We start from the raw sequence: 14,530 nt of genomic DNA, 5'->3' as shown, positions 1-14,530 counted from the left end.
CGGTGCGCACCGCCCGCGGCGCGGGCCGCTTCGCGGTGGTGCCGCGGCCGCTGGGCGTGCGGGCGGCCGGCTTGCGCGCCGGGGCCGCCTTGGACCGGGCACGGGTCGTCGGCTGGGAGGACTTGGTTCCGGCACTCCGGGATCGGGCGCCCGAGCCTCCTCGGTTGGACGAGGACGTGCTCGTGCTCCGCGACCCCGGCGGGGAAGACGTACGGGTCGCCATGGGACCAACCTATTTCACAACCACACCAGTCCCACGCATCACAGAGGTGCGTGTCGCAGGCGGCCTTACCGGCGAGTACGGCACGCTTCCCCTGTGCTGACCTGGCCGACCTGGATCCTCGCCGCCACCACCGCCGCCGCCGCGGGGACCGACTGGATCGCGGTCGCCTGCGGCCGCCGTCGACTGGAGTGGTGGGCCAAGCTGCTGACGATGGTGGCGCTGGTCGCCACCGTGCTCTCCGCCGGTGCGCTCGGGACGGCGCCGGGAGCCTGGCTCGTCGTCGCGCTGTGCCTCGGCCTGCTCGGCGACCTGGCGTTGCTCGGCGACACCGAGGGCCGCTTCCTGGCCGGGGTGGCGGCGTTCCTCGTCGGCCACCTCGCCTACCTGGTCGCGTTCGACGCCCTCGGTCTGGACGCTGCCGGATGGTGGTGGCTCGTGGTGCCGGTACTGCTCGTGGTCACGGTCGCGACGCGCCACGTGGTGCCCTCGGCCCTGCGGGTCGCCGGCGCCCGGCTGGCGGTGCCGCTGGCGGCGTACACGCTGGTCATCGCGGCCATGACCGTGGTCGCCTTCCGCACCGGCGAGCCGGTGGTCGCGCTCGGCGCCACCCTCTTCACGGTGAGCGACGCGCTCATCGCCCTCGACCTCGCCCGCCACGACTTCCGTCGCGAGCGCGGCGTCGACGGCGTGGCCATCATGGCCACCTACCACCTCAGCCAGGGCCTGCTGGCGTACGGCGTCCTCTCCTCGCTGTGAGGCTCAGGCCTCCAGGACGACCGGGACGATCATCGGGCGCCGGCGGTGGGTGTCGGAGACCCAGCGGCCGATGACCCGGCGGATCGTCTGCTGCAGCTGGTAGGTGTCGGTGACGCCGTCGGCGATGGCACGGTCCAGCGCGTCCACGATCGGCTGCCGGATCTCGTCGAAGGCGGCCGGGTCCCAGACGTTGCCGCGGGCGTGGATCTCCGGCCCGGCGGCGACCTTCCCGCTGACGGAGTCGACCACCACGATGACGGAGACGAAGCCCTCCTCGCCCAGGATGCGGCGGTCCTTGAGCTCGGACTCGGTGAGGTCGCCGACGGACTGGCCGTCGACGAACACGTAGCCGCACTCCACCTTGCCGGCGACCCGGGCGACGCCGTCGACGAGGTCGACGACGACGCCGTCCTCGGCCAGGACGACGTTCTCGACCCCCGTGAGCCGGGCCAGCTCCGCGTTGGCCTGCAGATGCCGGATCTCGCCGTGCACCGGCATCACGTTGCGCGGCTTGACGATGTTGTAGCAGTAGAGCAGCTCGCCCGCCGAGGCGTGGCCGGAGACGTGCACCAGCGCGTTGCCCTTGTGCACCACGTGGGCGCCGAGCCGGGCCAGTCCGTTGATGACCCGGTAGACGGCGTTCTCGTTGCCGGGGATCAGCGACGAGGCGAGCAGCACGGTGTCGCCCGGCTCGATGCGCACGAAGTTGTGGGAGCGCTGCGCGATCCGGGACAGGGCGCTCATCGGCTCACCCTGCGAGCCGGTAGAGATCATCACCTGGCGCTCGGGCGGGTAGTCGGCGAGGTGCTTGGCCTCGATGATCACGCCCTCGGGGACGTGGAGGTAGCCCAGGTCGGAGGCGATCTGCATGTTGCGGACCATCGAGCGGCCGACGTACGCGACCTTGCGGCCGTGCTGCACCGCGGCGTCGAGCACCTGCTGGACGCGATGCACGTGGGAGGCGAAGCAGGCGACGATGATGCGCTGGGACGACTCCCGGAAGACCTGCTCGATCGCCGGGGTGATCTTGCGCTCGGCGGTGGTGAAGCCGGGCACCTCGGCGTTGGTGGAGTCGGTCAGGAACAGATCGACGCCCTCCTCCCCCAGCCGCGCGAAGGCGCGCAGGTCGGTGATCCGGCCGTCCAGCGGGAGCTGGTCCATCTTGAAGTCGCCGGTGTGGAGCACCAGCCCGGCGCCGGTGCGGATCGCGACCGCGAGCGCGTCGGGGATGGAGTGGTTGACCGCCACGAACTCCAGGTCGAAGGGCCCGAAGCTGATCCGGTCGCCCTCCTTGACCTTGTGATGGACGGTCTCCTTGAGCCGGTGCTCTCGCAGCTTGGAGCCGAGCAGCGCGAGGGTGAGCTCGGAACCGACGAGCGGGATGTCCTGCCGCTCGCGCAGCAGGTACGGCGTCGCGCCGATGTGGTCCTCGTGGCCGTGCGTCAGCACCAGCGCCTCGACGGCTTCGAGCCGATCCCGGATCGCGGCGAAGTCGGGAAGGATCAGGTCGACGCCGGGGTGGTGGTCCTCCGGGAAGAGGACGCCGCAGTCGACGATGAGCAGCCGGCCGTCGTACTCGAAGACGGTCATGTTGCGGCCGACTTCGCCCAGGCCACCGAGAGGGATGACCCGCAGGGCTCCCTTCGGCAGTTCGGCTGGCGCTGAGAGCTCGGGATGCGGGTGGGACATGGATCTCCTTGTCAGGAATCAGAGCAGGCCACTGGCGGTGAGTCCCTCACGCAGTGCGGCGTACTCCTGGTCGTCCAGCGCCGCGAGCGGCGAGCGCACGGTGCGGTTGTCGAGGACTCCCAGCAGCTGCAGCGCGCCCTTGGCGGTGGTGGCGCCGTAGTTGGGCGCTCCCATCACGGCGGCGAGGGCAGGCTGGAGCCGGGTGTTGAGCTGTTGGGCGGTGGCGAGATCGCCGGCGAGGAACGCGTCGACCATCGCCCGGATCTGGGACCCGGCGGCGTGGCCGAGCACGGACACCACGCCGCAGCCGCCGTAGGCGAGGAACCCCAGTGTGAGGGCGTCGTCGCCGGAGTAGACGGCGAAGCCGAGCTCGCGCAGCGCGACGGCCTGGGTAACGTCACCGGAGGCGTCCTTGACGGCCAGGACCCGCCCCCACTCCGCGATCTCGCGGAACGTCTCCAGGGCGATCTTGGTGCCGGTGCGGCCGGGGATGTCGTAGAGCATCACCGGGGTCGCGACGGCGTCGACGACCTGGCGGAAGTGCTGCAGGATGCCGCGCTGCCCGGGCTTGTTGTAGTACGGCGTCACCAGGAGCAGGCCGTCCACGCCGAGCTTCTCGGCCTGCTGGGCGAGCTCGACGGTGGTGCGGGTGTCGTTGGTGCCGACGCCGGCGACGACCATCGCGCGGTCACCGACCGCGTCCTTGACCGCGGCGAGCGTCTCGGCGTCCTCGGCGACGGTGGTCGTCGCCGACTCACCGGTCGTTCCCGACACGACGATGCCGTCGTGGCCGTGGTCGACCAGGTGCTTCGCGACCCGCTGCACACCGTCCAGGTCGAGCGACCCGTCCTCCTTGAAGGGGGTGACCATCGCGGTCAGGACGGTGCCGAACGGTGCAGCGGGGGTCATGCGGGCCAGCCTATCGCCCGGCCATGGCTGCTCCGACCAGCCACGGCGGGCCGGACACGACACACCCGCGGCGCGACCTCGGCCGCGATCAGCCGCAGGTGCTCGAGGTCGGCCAGGTCCAGGACCTGCAGGTAGGCCCGCTCGACGCCGACCTCGGCGTACGCCTGCAGCGTGGCGACCGCCTCCTCCGGCGTGCCGGCGACGCCGTTCTCGCGCAGTTCGTCCTTCTCCCGTCCGATCGCCGCGGCGCGGCGCTCGACCTCGGCCTCGTCGGCCCCGACGCAGACGACGAGCGCGGCGGAGTAGGTCATCGAGTCGGCCGGCCGACCGGCGGACGCGACGGCGGCGCGCACGCGGCCGAACTGGGTCTCCACGTCGGCCACGCTGGCGAACGGCACGTTGAACTCGTCGGCGTAGGCCGCGGCCAGTGCCGGCGTCCGCTTCCGGCCGTGGCCGCCGATCACGATCGGGGTCCCGCCGCGGATGCCGGAGGTCTGGGCCGGCTTGGGCAGTCCGGGGCTGCCCTTCAGCTGGTAGTGACGACCGGCGAAGTCGAACCCTCCGGAGCCGTCGCCGGGGGTCGCCCACAGCCCGGTGATGATCTCCAGCTGCTCCTCGAGCCGGTCGAACCGCTCACCGGTCGACGGGAACGGGATGCCGTAGGCCTCGTGCTCGGCGGTGAACCAGCCGGCGCCGAGGCCGAGGTCGACCCGGCCACCGGACATCTGGTCGACCTGCGCGACCTGGATCGCCAGCGGGCCGGGCAGCCGGAAGGTCGCGCTGGTGACCAGCGTGCCCAGCCGGATCGTGCTGGTCTCCCGGGCCAGGCCGGCCAGCGTCGTCCACGCGTCGGTGGGGCCGGGCAGTCCGTCGCCACCCATCGTCAGGTAGTGGTCGGAGCGGAAGAACGCCCCGAAGCCGAGCTCCTCGGCCGTGCTCGCAACCGCGAGGAGGTCGTCGTAGGTGGCACCCTGCTGGGGCTCGGTGAAGATGCGCAGCTCCATGGGCGACAGCCTGCCAGCCCCGGGCAACCGCACCGGGCGCCGTCGGGCACCGGGCGGACGTCATACAGTCCGGTCGCCCCGGCAACCAGCTCGTATGACGTCCACCCGGGCCCACCCGGCGCGTCAGGTGCGTCGGACCAGCCAGACCCGGTCGTAGGCCTCCCCCGGTTCGCGGCGCGTCTCGACCCACTCGTCCTCGTCGTACGCCGGGTAGTGGACGTCGCCCTCGGGCGAGAGGTGCACCCGGGTGATGACCTGCTCGTCGGCGAAGGGCAGCGCGGCGGCGTACACCTGCGCGCCGCCGGCGACCATCAGGTCTCCGGGCAGGGCGGCCGCCTCGGCGAGCGCGTCGACCACGTCGTGGACCACGAGGACGCCGTCGGAGGACCAGCCCGGGTCGCGGGTCAGCACGATCGTGGTGCGACCCGGCAGCGGACGGCCGATCGACTCGAAGGTGGTGCGGCCCATCAGCAGCGTGTGCCCCAGGGTGAGGGCCTTGAACTCCGCCTGCTCGCCGGGGATCCGCCACGGGATGTCGGGGCCGTTGCCGATGACGCCGTTCTCGGCCACCGCGGCGACCAGCACGACCCGCTTGCCCAGGGACTCGAGCTGCTCGTCGGGATTCTCGGAGAGCATCGGCGTCAGACCGCGATCGGGGCCTTGATGCCCGGGTGCGGGTCGTACCCCTCGACCGCGATGTCATCGAGCTCGAACGCGTCGAGCTCGGTGACCCCCGGGTTCAGCACCAGCCGCGGCAGCGGCCGCGGCTCACGGGTGAGCTGCAGCCGGGCCTGGTCGAGGTGGTTGAGGTAGAGGTGCGCGTCACCGAGCGTGTGCACGAAGTCGCCGACCTCGAGGCCGGTGACCTGGGCGACCATGTGGGTCAGCAGCGCGTAGGAGGCGATGTTGAACGGCACGCCGAGGAACACGTCGGCGGAGCGCTGGTAGAGCTGGCACGACAGCCGGCCGGGGCCGTCGGTCTGGGGCGCGACGTAGAACTGGAACAGCGTGTGGCACGGCGCCAGCGCCATGTCGGGGATGTCGGCGACGTTCCAGGCACTGACGATGTGGCGCCGGCTGTCGGGGTTGGTCCGGAGGTCCTCGACCACCTGGGCGAGCTGGTCGACGTGGCGGCCGTCGGGCGTGGGCCACGAGCGCCACTGGTGGCCGTAGACCGGGCCGAGGTCACCGTTCTCGTCGGCCCACTCGTCCCAGATCGTGATGCCGCGCTCCTGCAGCCATTTCACGTTGGTGTCGCCGCGCAGGAACCACAGCAGCTCGCCGAAGACCGAGCGGGTGTGGACCTTCTTCGTGGTCACCAGTGGGAAGCCCTGCGAGAGGTCGAACCGCATCTGGTGCCCGAACACGCTCAGCGTCCCGGTGCCGGTGCGGTCGCCCTTCTCGACGCCTTCGTCGAGGATCCGCTGCACGAGGTCGAGGTAGGCACGCACGCAGGCCAGCCTAGAGCCCGGGGCCGGTCACAGCGCGACGCGTCCGACGACGGTCGTCAGCGTGTCGCCGCCCACCCACACCGCGTCGCCCTCGCGGGTCACCCGGACCCGGCCGCGGCGCTGCAGCACGGTCCCCTGGGAGGCGACGTACGCCGTCGGCAGCCGCGTCCCCGCCAGCCACTGCCCCAGCCCGGCGTTGAGGGAGCCCGTGACGGGGTCCTCGGGCATGCCGTACCCGGGGCAGAACGCGCGCACCTCGACGGCGACCGGCCCGTCGGCGTAGCGGCCGACCACACCGATCTTGAGGTCGCCGAACGCCGCCCAGTCCGGCTCGAGCGCCAGCACCGCGTCAGCATCGCGCAGCAGCACACCCACCCAGCCCGGGCCGTTGTCGATCCAGGCCGTGTCGACGACGTCGGCACCGGTGAGGCGCAGGGCCCGGCAGATCGCGGCGACGTCCGGGTCCGACACCGGGCCCGACCGCGTCAGCGGCGGGGCCTGGAACGCCAGGGCGCCGCCCTCGCGGCGCACGGTGACCAGTCCGGCCCCGCACTCCTGGACCAGGTCGTCCGCGGCCGGCACTCCCCCGGCCTCCAGCCAGGCGTGCGCCGACCCGAGCGTGGGGTGCCCGGCGAACGGCAGCTCGCCACCCGGCGTGAAGATCCGCAGCCGGTAGTCGGCCGCCGGGTCCGTCGGCGTGAGCAGGAACGTCGTCTCCGACAGGTTCGTCCATCGCGCGAACGACGCCATCTGCTCCTCGGTGAGCCCGTCGGCGTCGTGGACGACCGCCACGGGGTTGCCCAACAGCGGCGCGGCGGAGAAGACGTCGACCTGGCGGAACTCGTGCTCGCGGCGCGACTCGTGGCGGCTCACGGGACGGCCTAGATGGGTCCGCGCAGGAAGTACCAGACGAACACCACCGCCACCACCGCCAGCAGCGGGTGCACGTCGCGCCACCGCCCGCGGCCGACCGCGATCAGGACGTAGAGCACCATCCCGGCGCCCACGCCGTTGGCGATCGAGTAGGTGAACGGCATCAGCGCGACCGTCGCGAAGGCCGGGACGGCCACGCCCACGTCGGACCAGTCCACCCCGGCGATCTGGCTGATCATCAGCGCGCCGACGATGACCAGGGCCGGCCCGGTCGCCGCCGACGGGATCATCCCCGCCAGCGGCGCGAAGAACATCGCCAGCAGGAACAGCGCACCCGTGACGATGTTGGCCAGACCGGTGCGACCGCCCTGGGCCGCGCCCGCGCTGCTCTCCACGAAGATCGTGTTCGACGAGGCCGACGCACCGCCACCCGCGATGGCGCCGACCGACTCCACGATCAGCACCCGGCGCATCTGCGGCAGCTGGCCGTTCTCGTCGGTGAGGTTGGCCTCGCGGCCGATCGCCAGCGCGGTGCCCATGGCGTCGAAGAAGTTCGCCATGAGCACGGTGACGACCAGCGCGGCCGCCGTACCGATGCCGAGCACCTCGACGAAGTCGAAGCTGAACTCGCCGACCAGGCCGAAGTCGGGCAGTGCGGCGACGGAGTCGGGCAGCTCGGCGCCCGCCACCGGCGTGCCGTCGGCGAACGCGTTGACGAGGAGCCCGGCCGCGGCCGCGACGACGATGCCGATGAGGAGCGCTCCGGGGACCCGCCAGGCCATCAGCACGGGGATGGCGACCAGCCCGATGACGAAGACCAGCGTGTTCCACGAGGCGAACCCCTCGCCCAGGGCGACGATGGTGCCGGCCTCGGGGTGCTCGACGATGCCGCCGTTGACCAGTCCGATGAGGGCGATGAACAGCCCGATGCCGCCGGCGAGAGCGCGCTTGAGGGCGTCGGGGATGGCGTTCATGATCGCCTCCCGCAGCCCGACGAGGACCAGCAGCAGCATGACCAGGCCCTCGACGACGATGACGCCCATCGCCTCCGGCCAGGTCAGCCCGCGCCCGCCGACGAGGGTGAAGGCGACGAACGCGTTGACGCCGAGGCCTGCGGCCAGGGCCATGGGTACGTCGGCCACCAGGCCCATCGCGATGGTCATCACTCCGGCCACCAGGGCGGTGACGGTGACCAGCTGGGCGTGGTCGAGCGTGGCGCCGGTGTGGTCGGGCAGGCTCCCGAGGATCGCGGGGTTGACGACGAGGATGTAGGCCATCGTCGCGAACGTCACGAGGCCCGCGAGGACCTCGGTGCGCCCGGTGCTCTCACGTTCGGAGACACGGAAGAGGCGGTGCAGGAGCGGCATGTCGGTTCGGGGACTCCTCAACTGGGACATCAGGCGTGCAACGACATCGGGCCGTAGACCTCGCGGTCCAGCTCGAAGAGGGTGACGGCGTCGACGCCACGCTCCTTCAGCTCGGCCCAGAACTCACCGATCCACGACTCGGCATCCCCCTGGGAGGGGAACCGCTGGTCGGCATACGTCTCCTCGACGGTGACCTCCTGGCCGGCGGCGTCCTCGAGGCGCCACCACCACGGCCGGTCGGCGGCGCTCGGCTGGCGGAACGGGGAGGGCAGGTCGGGCAGGTTCATCTCAGGCCTCCCGGACCGACGGCTGCACGAACGGCGGCTTGGTGAGCTGGAAGATCTCCCGGCGACCTCGGACGTCCACGCCGACCTCGGCCTGAGGGTCGACCGAGGTCGAGACCAGTGCCAGGCCGATGCCCTTCTTCAGGGTGGGCGAGAAGGTGCCGGAGGTGACCTCCCCGACCGGGACGTGCTCGGTCAGCGAGACCTGCATGTGGGGCCGCGGGATGCCGCGACCGGTGGCCACGATGCCGCGCAGCACCCGCCGCGGTCCGGCCTCGCGCTCGGCCACGATGGCCTCCTTGCCCCAGAACGTCTCCTTGTCCCAGCCGACCGCCCAGCCCAGGCGGCCCTGGTTGGGGGTGGTCTCCGGCGAGATGTCCTGGCCGTGCAGGGGGTAGCCCATCTCGGTGCGCAGCGTGTCGCGGGCGCCGAGGCCGCAGGGCAGCAGGCCGAGCTCCGCGCCGGCGGCCACGAGCCGGTCCCACAGCGCGCCCGCGACGCCGTTGACGGCGATCAGCTCGTAGCCGCGCTCGCCGGTGTAGCCGGTCCGGCACACCACCACCCCGACGCCCTCGAACTCGGCCTCCTCGAAGGCCATGTAGTCGTGGCCCACGGGAAGGCCGACCGCGGTCAGCACCTCGTCCGAGCGGGGCCCCTGAACGGCGAGCACGGCGTAGTCGCGGTGGTGGTCGGTGACGGTCACGCCGTCGGGCGCCTGCGCGGCGAGCCGGCGCACGACCTCGGCGGTGTTAGCCGCGTTGGGCACCAGCAGCACGTGCTCGTCGTCGCGGTAGTAGACGATCAGGTCGTCGACGATGCCGCCGGTCTCCTCGTCGCAGCACAGCGTGTACTGCGCCTGGCCGGGAGCGATCCGTCGCAGGTCGTTGGTCAGCGTGGCGTTGACGTACGCAGCGGCGCCGGGCCCCGCCACCAGGGCCTTGCCGAGGTGGCTGACGTCGAAGATGCCCACGGCCTCGCGCACGGCGGCATGCTCCTTCAAGACGCCGCCCTGCTCACCTGGGTACTCCACCGGCATCGACCAGCCGCCGAACTCCGCGAACTTCGCACCCAGTGCCACGTGGCGGTCGTGGAGCGGTGACTGGCGCAGATCGGCAGGCATGCCCGGGAAACTACCGCAGTAGTCTCAGCGGCGTGACCTCGCACCAGCCCCACCTGTCGTTGCGCAGCGCCAGCCCTGCCAAGACCCGCGCCGAGGCCGTCGTGGTCGGTGTGCTGCAGGACGCCAAGGGAGCACTGACGCTCGCACCGGGCGCCGAGGACGTCACCGCCGCCTACGGCCGCCGACTCCGTCCGCTGCTGGCCACGCTCGGCGTCACCGGTCGTGCCGGGGAGGTGGTCCGGGTCCCGGCCGGCGAGCAGGTCGCCACGTCCCTGCTGGTGTTGGTGGGGCTCGGCAAGGACACCGGCCCGGACGCCGTACGCCGGGCCGCGGGTGCGGCTGCGCGCTCGGTGCCGAACGCCACGTCGGTGGCCCTGGCGCTCCCGGCCGGCACTCCCGAGCTGGTGCGGGCCGTCGCGGAGGGCTATCTGCTGGGCGGCTACGCGTTCACGGCGTACAAGAAGCCCAGCGACACGACGGCTCCTGGCGAGGTCGTGGTGCTCAGCCCGGCCGCGCGTCGTGCCGAGTGCGTCGCCGCACTGCAGGAGGGCCTGCTCCTGGCCGGTGCCGTCGCCCGGACCCGCGACTGGGTCAACACCCCGCCGGCGCATCTGACCCCTCCGGCTCTCGCCGACACCGTGGCCGCCGCCGTCGCGGAGCACAACAAGGCGGCCGTCAAGGCTGCCGGCAAGGGCGCGCCCCAGGTGTCGGTGACGGTTCACGACGAGCAGGCGCTCGCCGAGCTGGGCTGCGGCGGCATCCTCAGCGTGGGCCTGTCCTCGGCGGCGCCGCCCCGGCTGGTCGAGCTCTCCTACGAGCCCGAGGACGCGGTCGCCCACGTGGCGCTGGTCGGCAAGGGCATCACGTTCGACTCCGGCGGTCTCACCATCAAGCCGGGCGGCAGCATGGCGACGATGAAGTCCGACATGGCCGGCGCTGCCGCCGTCGCCAACGCCACGCTCGCACTGGCCGCTCTCGGCGTCCCGGTGCGGATCTCGGCGTTCCTGCCGATGGCCGAGAACATGATCTCGGGCACCGGGTCGCGTCCCGGCGACGTCCTGACGATCCGCGGCGGCACCACCGTGGAGCTGACCAACATCGACGCCGAGGGCCGCCTGCTCCTGGCCGACGCGCTGGTGCTGGCCACCGAGCGCAAGCCCGACGTGATCGTCGACGTCGCCACACTGACCGGCCATATGGTCGCCGCACTGGGCGACAAGGTGACCGGCGTGATGGGCACTGCCGACGTGGTCGAGGCGGTGCTGTCCGCCGCGGAGCGGGCCGGTGAGGAGAGCTGGCCGATGCCGATCCCGGAGATCATGGGCGAGCGGATTCGGTCCAGCAAGGTCGCCGACCTCTCCCAGCACGACTGGATCCGCTGGGGCGGCGGGTTGTACGCCGCGGCGTTCCTCCGCGAGTTCACCGCCGGCGTGCCCTGGGCGCACCTCGACATCGCCGGTCCCTCGTTCAACACAGGTGGCCCGTACGGCCACGTCACCGCGGGAGGCACCGGCACCGGCGTCACCACGCTGGTGGAGTACGTCCGCAGCCTCGCCTGACCGGCGACCCTCGCCGGTCGAGCAGCCCGAGGCCACCCCGCTGGTCGAGCAGCGAGCGCCAGGCCTCACTGCTCGACCAACGGGGACGGCGGGCGGCGTCGCTAGGTCGCGTCGAACCACGCCGCCAGCGCCGGCACCCGTCGCAGCACCAGCTGGTCGAGGACCAGCACGACCAGCAGCGACGCTCCGAACACCGGCAGCACCAGCCCCAGCACGACGAGACCGACGGCCAGCATCGGGGTGGCGCGGATCGGCATCCGGCCGCGTGGCGCGCCGAGCCGCGAGCGGCCGCGCGGACGCCGCCGCCACCACATCAGCGGTCCGGTCACACACGCCACCACGATGGCCACGCACATCAGCGCCGCGCCCCAGAACGACCACAGTCCGAGGCTGCGGCCCTCGTGCAGACCGATGCCCTGGGCGACCACCTTGGCGAGCGCCGGGTAGTCCGCGAAGCCGTACGTCGACACCACCTGGCCGCCGAACCGGTCGACGTGGACCGTGCGCTCGTCCGACGGCGCGTCGAACGCGTAGCCGATCACCGAGTACACGCCGCCGGCGTCCTCCTCGGCCGGCAGTGCCACCGTCATCGGGTGCCGCAGCCCGGCGGCGGAGGCGACGGCGATCGCGGTGTCGACGTTCGCGACGTTGCGGCCCTGCTCGCCCTCGGCCGGCGGCTGGGAGGACGGCACCTCGGTGCCGCCCAGTGCCCACGGCACGTCCTGTTGGTGGCTGTGCGGCAACGACTCGTCGAGCCGGGACGTGGGGTTGCTGAGGGCGCCGGGGTCCAGGCTCCACAGCGACGACCCGGCGCGGGTCGCGAGCGACTGCACCTGGGCGCCCCAGACGCCGGTCCACGGCAGCCCCGTGACCAGCAGCGCGAGCAGCCCGACGCCGGCGAGCGCGCCGGTCAGACCGTGGCGCGAGCGCAGTCGACTGCCGGGGCGCCCGGAGCGACGGGCACGTCGCCGCGCCCGCCAGCCCCGGACGAACAGGTAGTAGCCCGTCAGAGCCATGACCACCGCCCAGCAGGCGCCCAGCTCGAGCACCAGGTCGCCCCAGCGCCCGGCCATCAGGTCGGCGTGCAGCCGCACCGCGGCACCCGACAGGGTGCGGTCCGGGTCCAGCGAGCCGAGCACCTCGGCGCCGTACGGGTTGACGTAGACGTCGCGCGGCTTCCCCTCGGCCGTCACCACGGACACGACCGTCGGGGCATCGGCGTCGCGCGGCTCGGCGAGCGAGACCGCCGTCGAGCCCGGATAGGCGATCTCGACGCGCGCCAGCTGCTGGGCGTAGGACTGCCGCGCGCTGTGCGGCGCCTGCTCGGCGCGCATCAGGTCCGGGTGCAGCAACGGCTCGAGCTGGAAGCGGAACAGGTAGATGAGCCCCGTGGTGGCCAGGACCAGCAGGACCGGCGCGACCAGGAAGCCGGCGAAGAAGTGCCAGCGCCACACGGCGCGGAACCAGCCTGGACCGCTCGGGCGGCCCGGTTCGGGATGGGAGGGGGTACGTGGGCGCGCGGATGCGCGGACGTCGGGCATGGGTTCTCCTCGAAGAGCACGACCCTGCGGGCAGGGCGGGATGACGCCGGGCCGGTGCGGCCGGGCGAGGGGTGCGGTCAGGCGAGGAGAAGCGGGGGCCCGCGCCGACTGTCGGGGCGGGTCAGCCAGACCGAACGCGGGCCGGCGGGAGCGAGCTCGCGGGCGTAGCGGCGCAGCGAGGCGGGACGTGGTACGACGGGCAGCGCGGTCAGCACGACCACGGTGATGCGGTGTGCCAGCAGCGCCAGCACGGTCCACAGGCAGCGCTCGCCGTGGGCGAGCCACAGCGCGACGAGCGCGGCGGCGGCCAGGTGGACCGCCATCATTGGCGCGTGCGCGGTCAGGTGGTCGACCAGGTGCCCGACCGGCAGTGCGGGTGCGCCCGCGCTCGGTTCGACGCTGCCGGCCGCCAGCGCGTCCTGGAACGACCCCACCCGGCGGCCGTCGACGACCGGCAGCGTCTCGGCGAGGTGGCGCGCAGCCACCTCGTGGTGCGGGCGCGCCGCGTCGCCGGTGTGGCCGGCCGTGGCGGTGAGCAGCGTGTGGATCACGGTCTGACCGCCGACCAGCAGCGTCAGCAGCCGGGCCGGCGTGGCGGGCCGCGCGAGCACGGGGGCGCTGAGCAGGACCGACGCCGCGGCCAGCACGATGAGCATCACCGGCCCGGGCAGCAGGCCGTCGGCGGTGACGTGGCCGACCGTGCCGAGCACGAAGGCGGTGAGGCCGACGATGCCGGCGCGCGCCCACAGCAGGCACGGGTCCATCGTCGTCCTCACGGCGGTCGAGTCTCCCATCCGGCCAGCGGTGGCTGCCTCAGAGGTTGCCGCGCTGCTGCTTCATCCGGCGGTTGTACTCCCGCATCCGCTGCGGGACGCCGACCACGGCGGCGTCGTACGACGGAACGCGGTTGTCGTTGCAGAACTCGTGGGCCCAGCGGACCGACGGCACGCGCCGCCGGGTCCACTCGCCGTCGCTGGCGACCAGCAGCAGCGTCACGTCGGCGACGGCGGTGCGCGGCTCGACGAAGCCCTCGACGCCTCGGCGGGTGGCCACGAACTCCGCCAGGTGGGCGATGTCGACGCCGCCGGAGCCGGGTCGGCGGGCCGCCTGCGGCCGGGCTCGCCGGAAGCGATCGAGGAACGACATGGCCCCAAGTCTGCCCTGCCGCGGCCCGGCCGGGTGCCGAGTCCGACCAACGAGGTGTCAAGATGTCCTCGTGTCCCTCGACGAGGCCGCCGACGCGGCCCGCACAGCCGAGCCGGAGGTCTCTCGCGGCTGGTTGGACACCGTGGTTCGAGGCTACCGCCGGGTAGGGCGAGCCGGTTCCCGACCGCGTCCGGCAGACCGGTAGAACTACCCGTACCAACGAAGCGAGCGAAGGAATTTCATGGCCACCGACGTAACTCTTCCGGCACTCGGCGAATCCGTCACCGAAGGCACCGTCACCCGCTGGCTCAAGCAGGTCGGCGACACCATCGCGGTGGACGAGCCGCTGCTGGAGGTCTCGACCGACAAGGTCGACACCGAGATCCCGTCGCCGGTGGCCGGAACGCTGCTCGAGATCCGCGTCAACGAGGACGACACCGTCGAGGTCGGCGCCGTGCTCGCCGTCGTCGGTGACTCCAACGAGGCACCTGCCGGTGGCGGCGACCAGCCCGCGCCCGCCGAGTCGGCGGCGGCCCAGGAGGCGCCTGCCGAGTCGGCGCCGGCGCAGCAGCCCGCGGCTGCCGAGTCCGCACCGGCGCAGCAGCCCG

General features: G+C 72.8%; 16 protein-coding genes. 4 read left to right on the top strand and 12 right to left on the bottom strand.

Translation table 11 applies throughout. From position 1 onward, the window contains the following. Positions 1 to 323 (top strand): hypothetical protein (locus tag VGE38_RS07350; protein WP_331141882.1); only part of this gene is annotated, 323 nt, incomplete at its 5' end. Further along, positions 317 to 979 carry a lysoplasmalogenase family protein gene (locus tag VGE38_RS07345; protein WP_331141881.1) on the top strand — a complete coding sequence of 221 codons (663 nt, stop codon included), beginning with the start codon at positions 317 to 319 and terminating at the stop codon, positions 977 to 979. The genes VGE38_RS07350 and VGE38_RS07345, both read left to right, overlap by 7 nt. A gap of 3 nt (positions 980 to 982) precedes the next feature. Here VGE38_RS07345 and VGE38_RS07340 read toward each other — a convergent pair whose 3' ends face one another. The 9 genes from VGE38_RS07340 to gcvT all read right to left on the bottom strand — a co-directional run bounded on the left by VGE38_RS07340 (position 983) and on the right by gcvT (position 9,676). Beyond that, the gene (locus VGE38_RS07340) at positions 983 to 2,668 is read right to left on the bottom strand and encodes a ribonuclease J (protein WP_331141880.1); all 1,686 of its coding nucleotides are present in this window, start codon (positions 2,666 to 2,668) and stop codon (positions 983 to 985) included. Positions 2,669 to 2,686: 18 nt separating this feature from the next. Continuing rightward, positions 2,687 to 3,577 carry a 4-hydroxy-tetrahydrodipicolinate synthase gene (gene dapA, locus VGE38_RS07335; protein WP_331141879.1) on the bottom strand — a complete coding sequence of 297 codons (891 nt, stop codon included), beginning with the start codon at positions 3,575 to 3,577 and terminating at the stop codon, positions 2,687 to 2,689. Next, on the bottom strand, positions 3,574 to 4,581 hold the full coding sequence (locus VGE38_RS07330) for an LLM class F420-dependent oxidoreductase (protein WP_331141878.1): 1,008 nt from the start codon (positions 4,579 to 4,581) through the stop codon (positions 3,574 to 3,576). Before VGE38_RS07330 ends, dapA begins: the two co-directional genes overlap by 4 nt. Before the next feature lie 123 nt (positions 4,582 to 4,704). After that, positions 4,705 to 5,217 carry a dihydrofolate reductase gene (locus VGE38_RS07325; RefSeq protein ID WP_331141877.1) on the bottom strand — a complete coding sequence of 171 codons (513 nt, stop codon included), beginning with the start codon at positions 5,215 to 5,217 and terminating at the stop codon, positions 4,705 to 4,707. Between the two features lie 5 nt (positions 5,218 to 5,222). Further along, positions 5,223 to 6,032: a thymidylate synthase gene (locus VGE38_RS07320; RefSeq protein WP_331141876.1), complete on the bottom strand. Its 810-nt coding sequence runs from the start codon at positions 6,030 to 6,032 to the stop codon at positions 5,223 to 5,225. A gap of 27 nt (positions 6,033 to 6,059) precedes the next feature. Next, on the bottom strand, positions 6,060 to 6,905 hold the full coding sequence (locus VGE38_RS07315; protein WP_331141875.1) for a PhzF family protein: 846 nt from the start codon (positions 6,903 to 6,905) through the stop codon (positions 6,060 to 6,062). An 8-nt stretch (positions 6,906 to 6,913) separates the two neighbouring features. Continuing rightward, the gene (locus VGE38_RS07310) at positions 6,914 to 8,272 is read right to left on the bottom strand and encodes an NCS2 family permease (RefSeq protein ID WP_331141874.1); all 1,359 of its coding nucleotides are present in this window, start codon (positions 8,270 to 8,272) and stop codon (positions 6,914 to 6,916) included. A gap of 29 nt (positions 8,273 to 8,301) precedes the next feature. Then, positions 8,302 to 8,559 (bottom strand): hypothetical protein, encoded by a 258-nt coding sequence (locus VGE38_RS07305; RefSeq protein WP_331141873.1) that lies wholly within the window; start codon positions 8,557 to 8,559, stop codon positions 8,302 to 8,304. 1 nt (position 8,560) lies between these two features. Further along, complete coding sequence (gene gcvT / locus VGE38_RS07300) at positions 8,561 to 9,676, bottom strand: glycine cleavage system aminomethyltransferase GcvT (protein ID WP_331141872.1); 1,116 nt, start codon at positions 9,674 to 9,676, stop codon at positions 8,561 to 8,563. Between the two features lie 32 nt (positions 9,677 to 9,708). Between gcvT and VGE38_RS07295 the strand changes: the two genes are divergently transcribed. Further along, positions 9,709 to 11,235 (top strand): leucyl aminopeptidase, encoded by a 1,527-nt coding sequence (locus tag VGE38_RS07295; protein WP_331141871.1) that lies wholly within the window; start codon positions 9,709 to 9,711, stop codon positions 11,233 to 11,235. 101 nt (positions 11,236 to 11,336) lie between these two features. Here the strand turns inward: VGE38_RS07295 and VGE38_RS07290 are convergent, their stop codons facing one another. From VGE38_RS07290 to VGE38_RS07280, 3 genes are all read right to left on the bottom strand, one after another. Continuing rightward, entirely contained in the window at positions 11,337 to 12,776 is a 1,440-nt protein-coding gene (locus tag VGE38_RS07290) for a PepSY-associated TM helix domain-containing protein (RefSeq protein WP_331141870.1), read from the bottom strand. Between the two features lie 77 nt (positions 12,777 to 12,853). After that, on the bottom strand, positions 12,854 to 13,552 hold the full coding sequence (locus VGE38_RS07285; RefSeq protein WP_331141869.1) for a hypothetical protein: 699 nt from the start codon (positions 13,550 to 13,552) through the stop codon (positions 12,854 to 12,856). A 37-nt stretch (positions 13,553 to 13,589) separates the two neighbouring features. After that, positions 13,590 to 13,922 (bottom strand): hypothetical protein, encoded by a 333-nt coding sequence (locus VGE38_RS07280; protein ID WP_331141868.1) that lies wholly within the window; start codon positions 13,920 to 13,922, stop codon positions 13,590 to 13,592. Between the two features lie 241 nt (positions 13,923 to 14,163). On the opposite strand from VGE38_RS07280, the gene VGE38_RS07275 reads away from it, so the two are divergent. After that, positions 14,164 to 14,530, top strand: a 367-nt coding sequence (locus VGE38_RS07275) for a biotin/lipoyl-containing protein (protein WP_331141867.1), incomplete at its 3' end; no start/stop codon positions are given.

It is taken from the genome of Nocardioides sp., assembly GCF_036405735.1.
Lineage (GTDB): Bacteria > Actinomycetota > Actinomycetes > Propionibacteriales > Nocardioidaceae > Nocardioides.
Note: the sequence above shows the minus strand (reverse complement) of the source record. Positions and strands in the feature narration are given on the sequence as shown.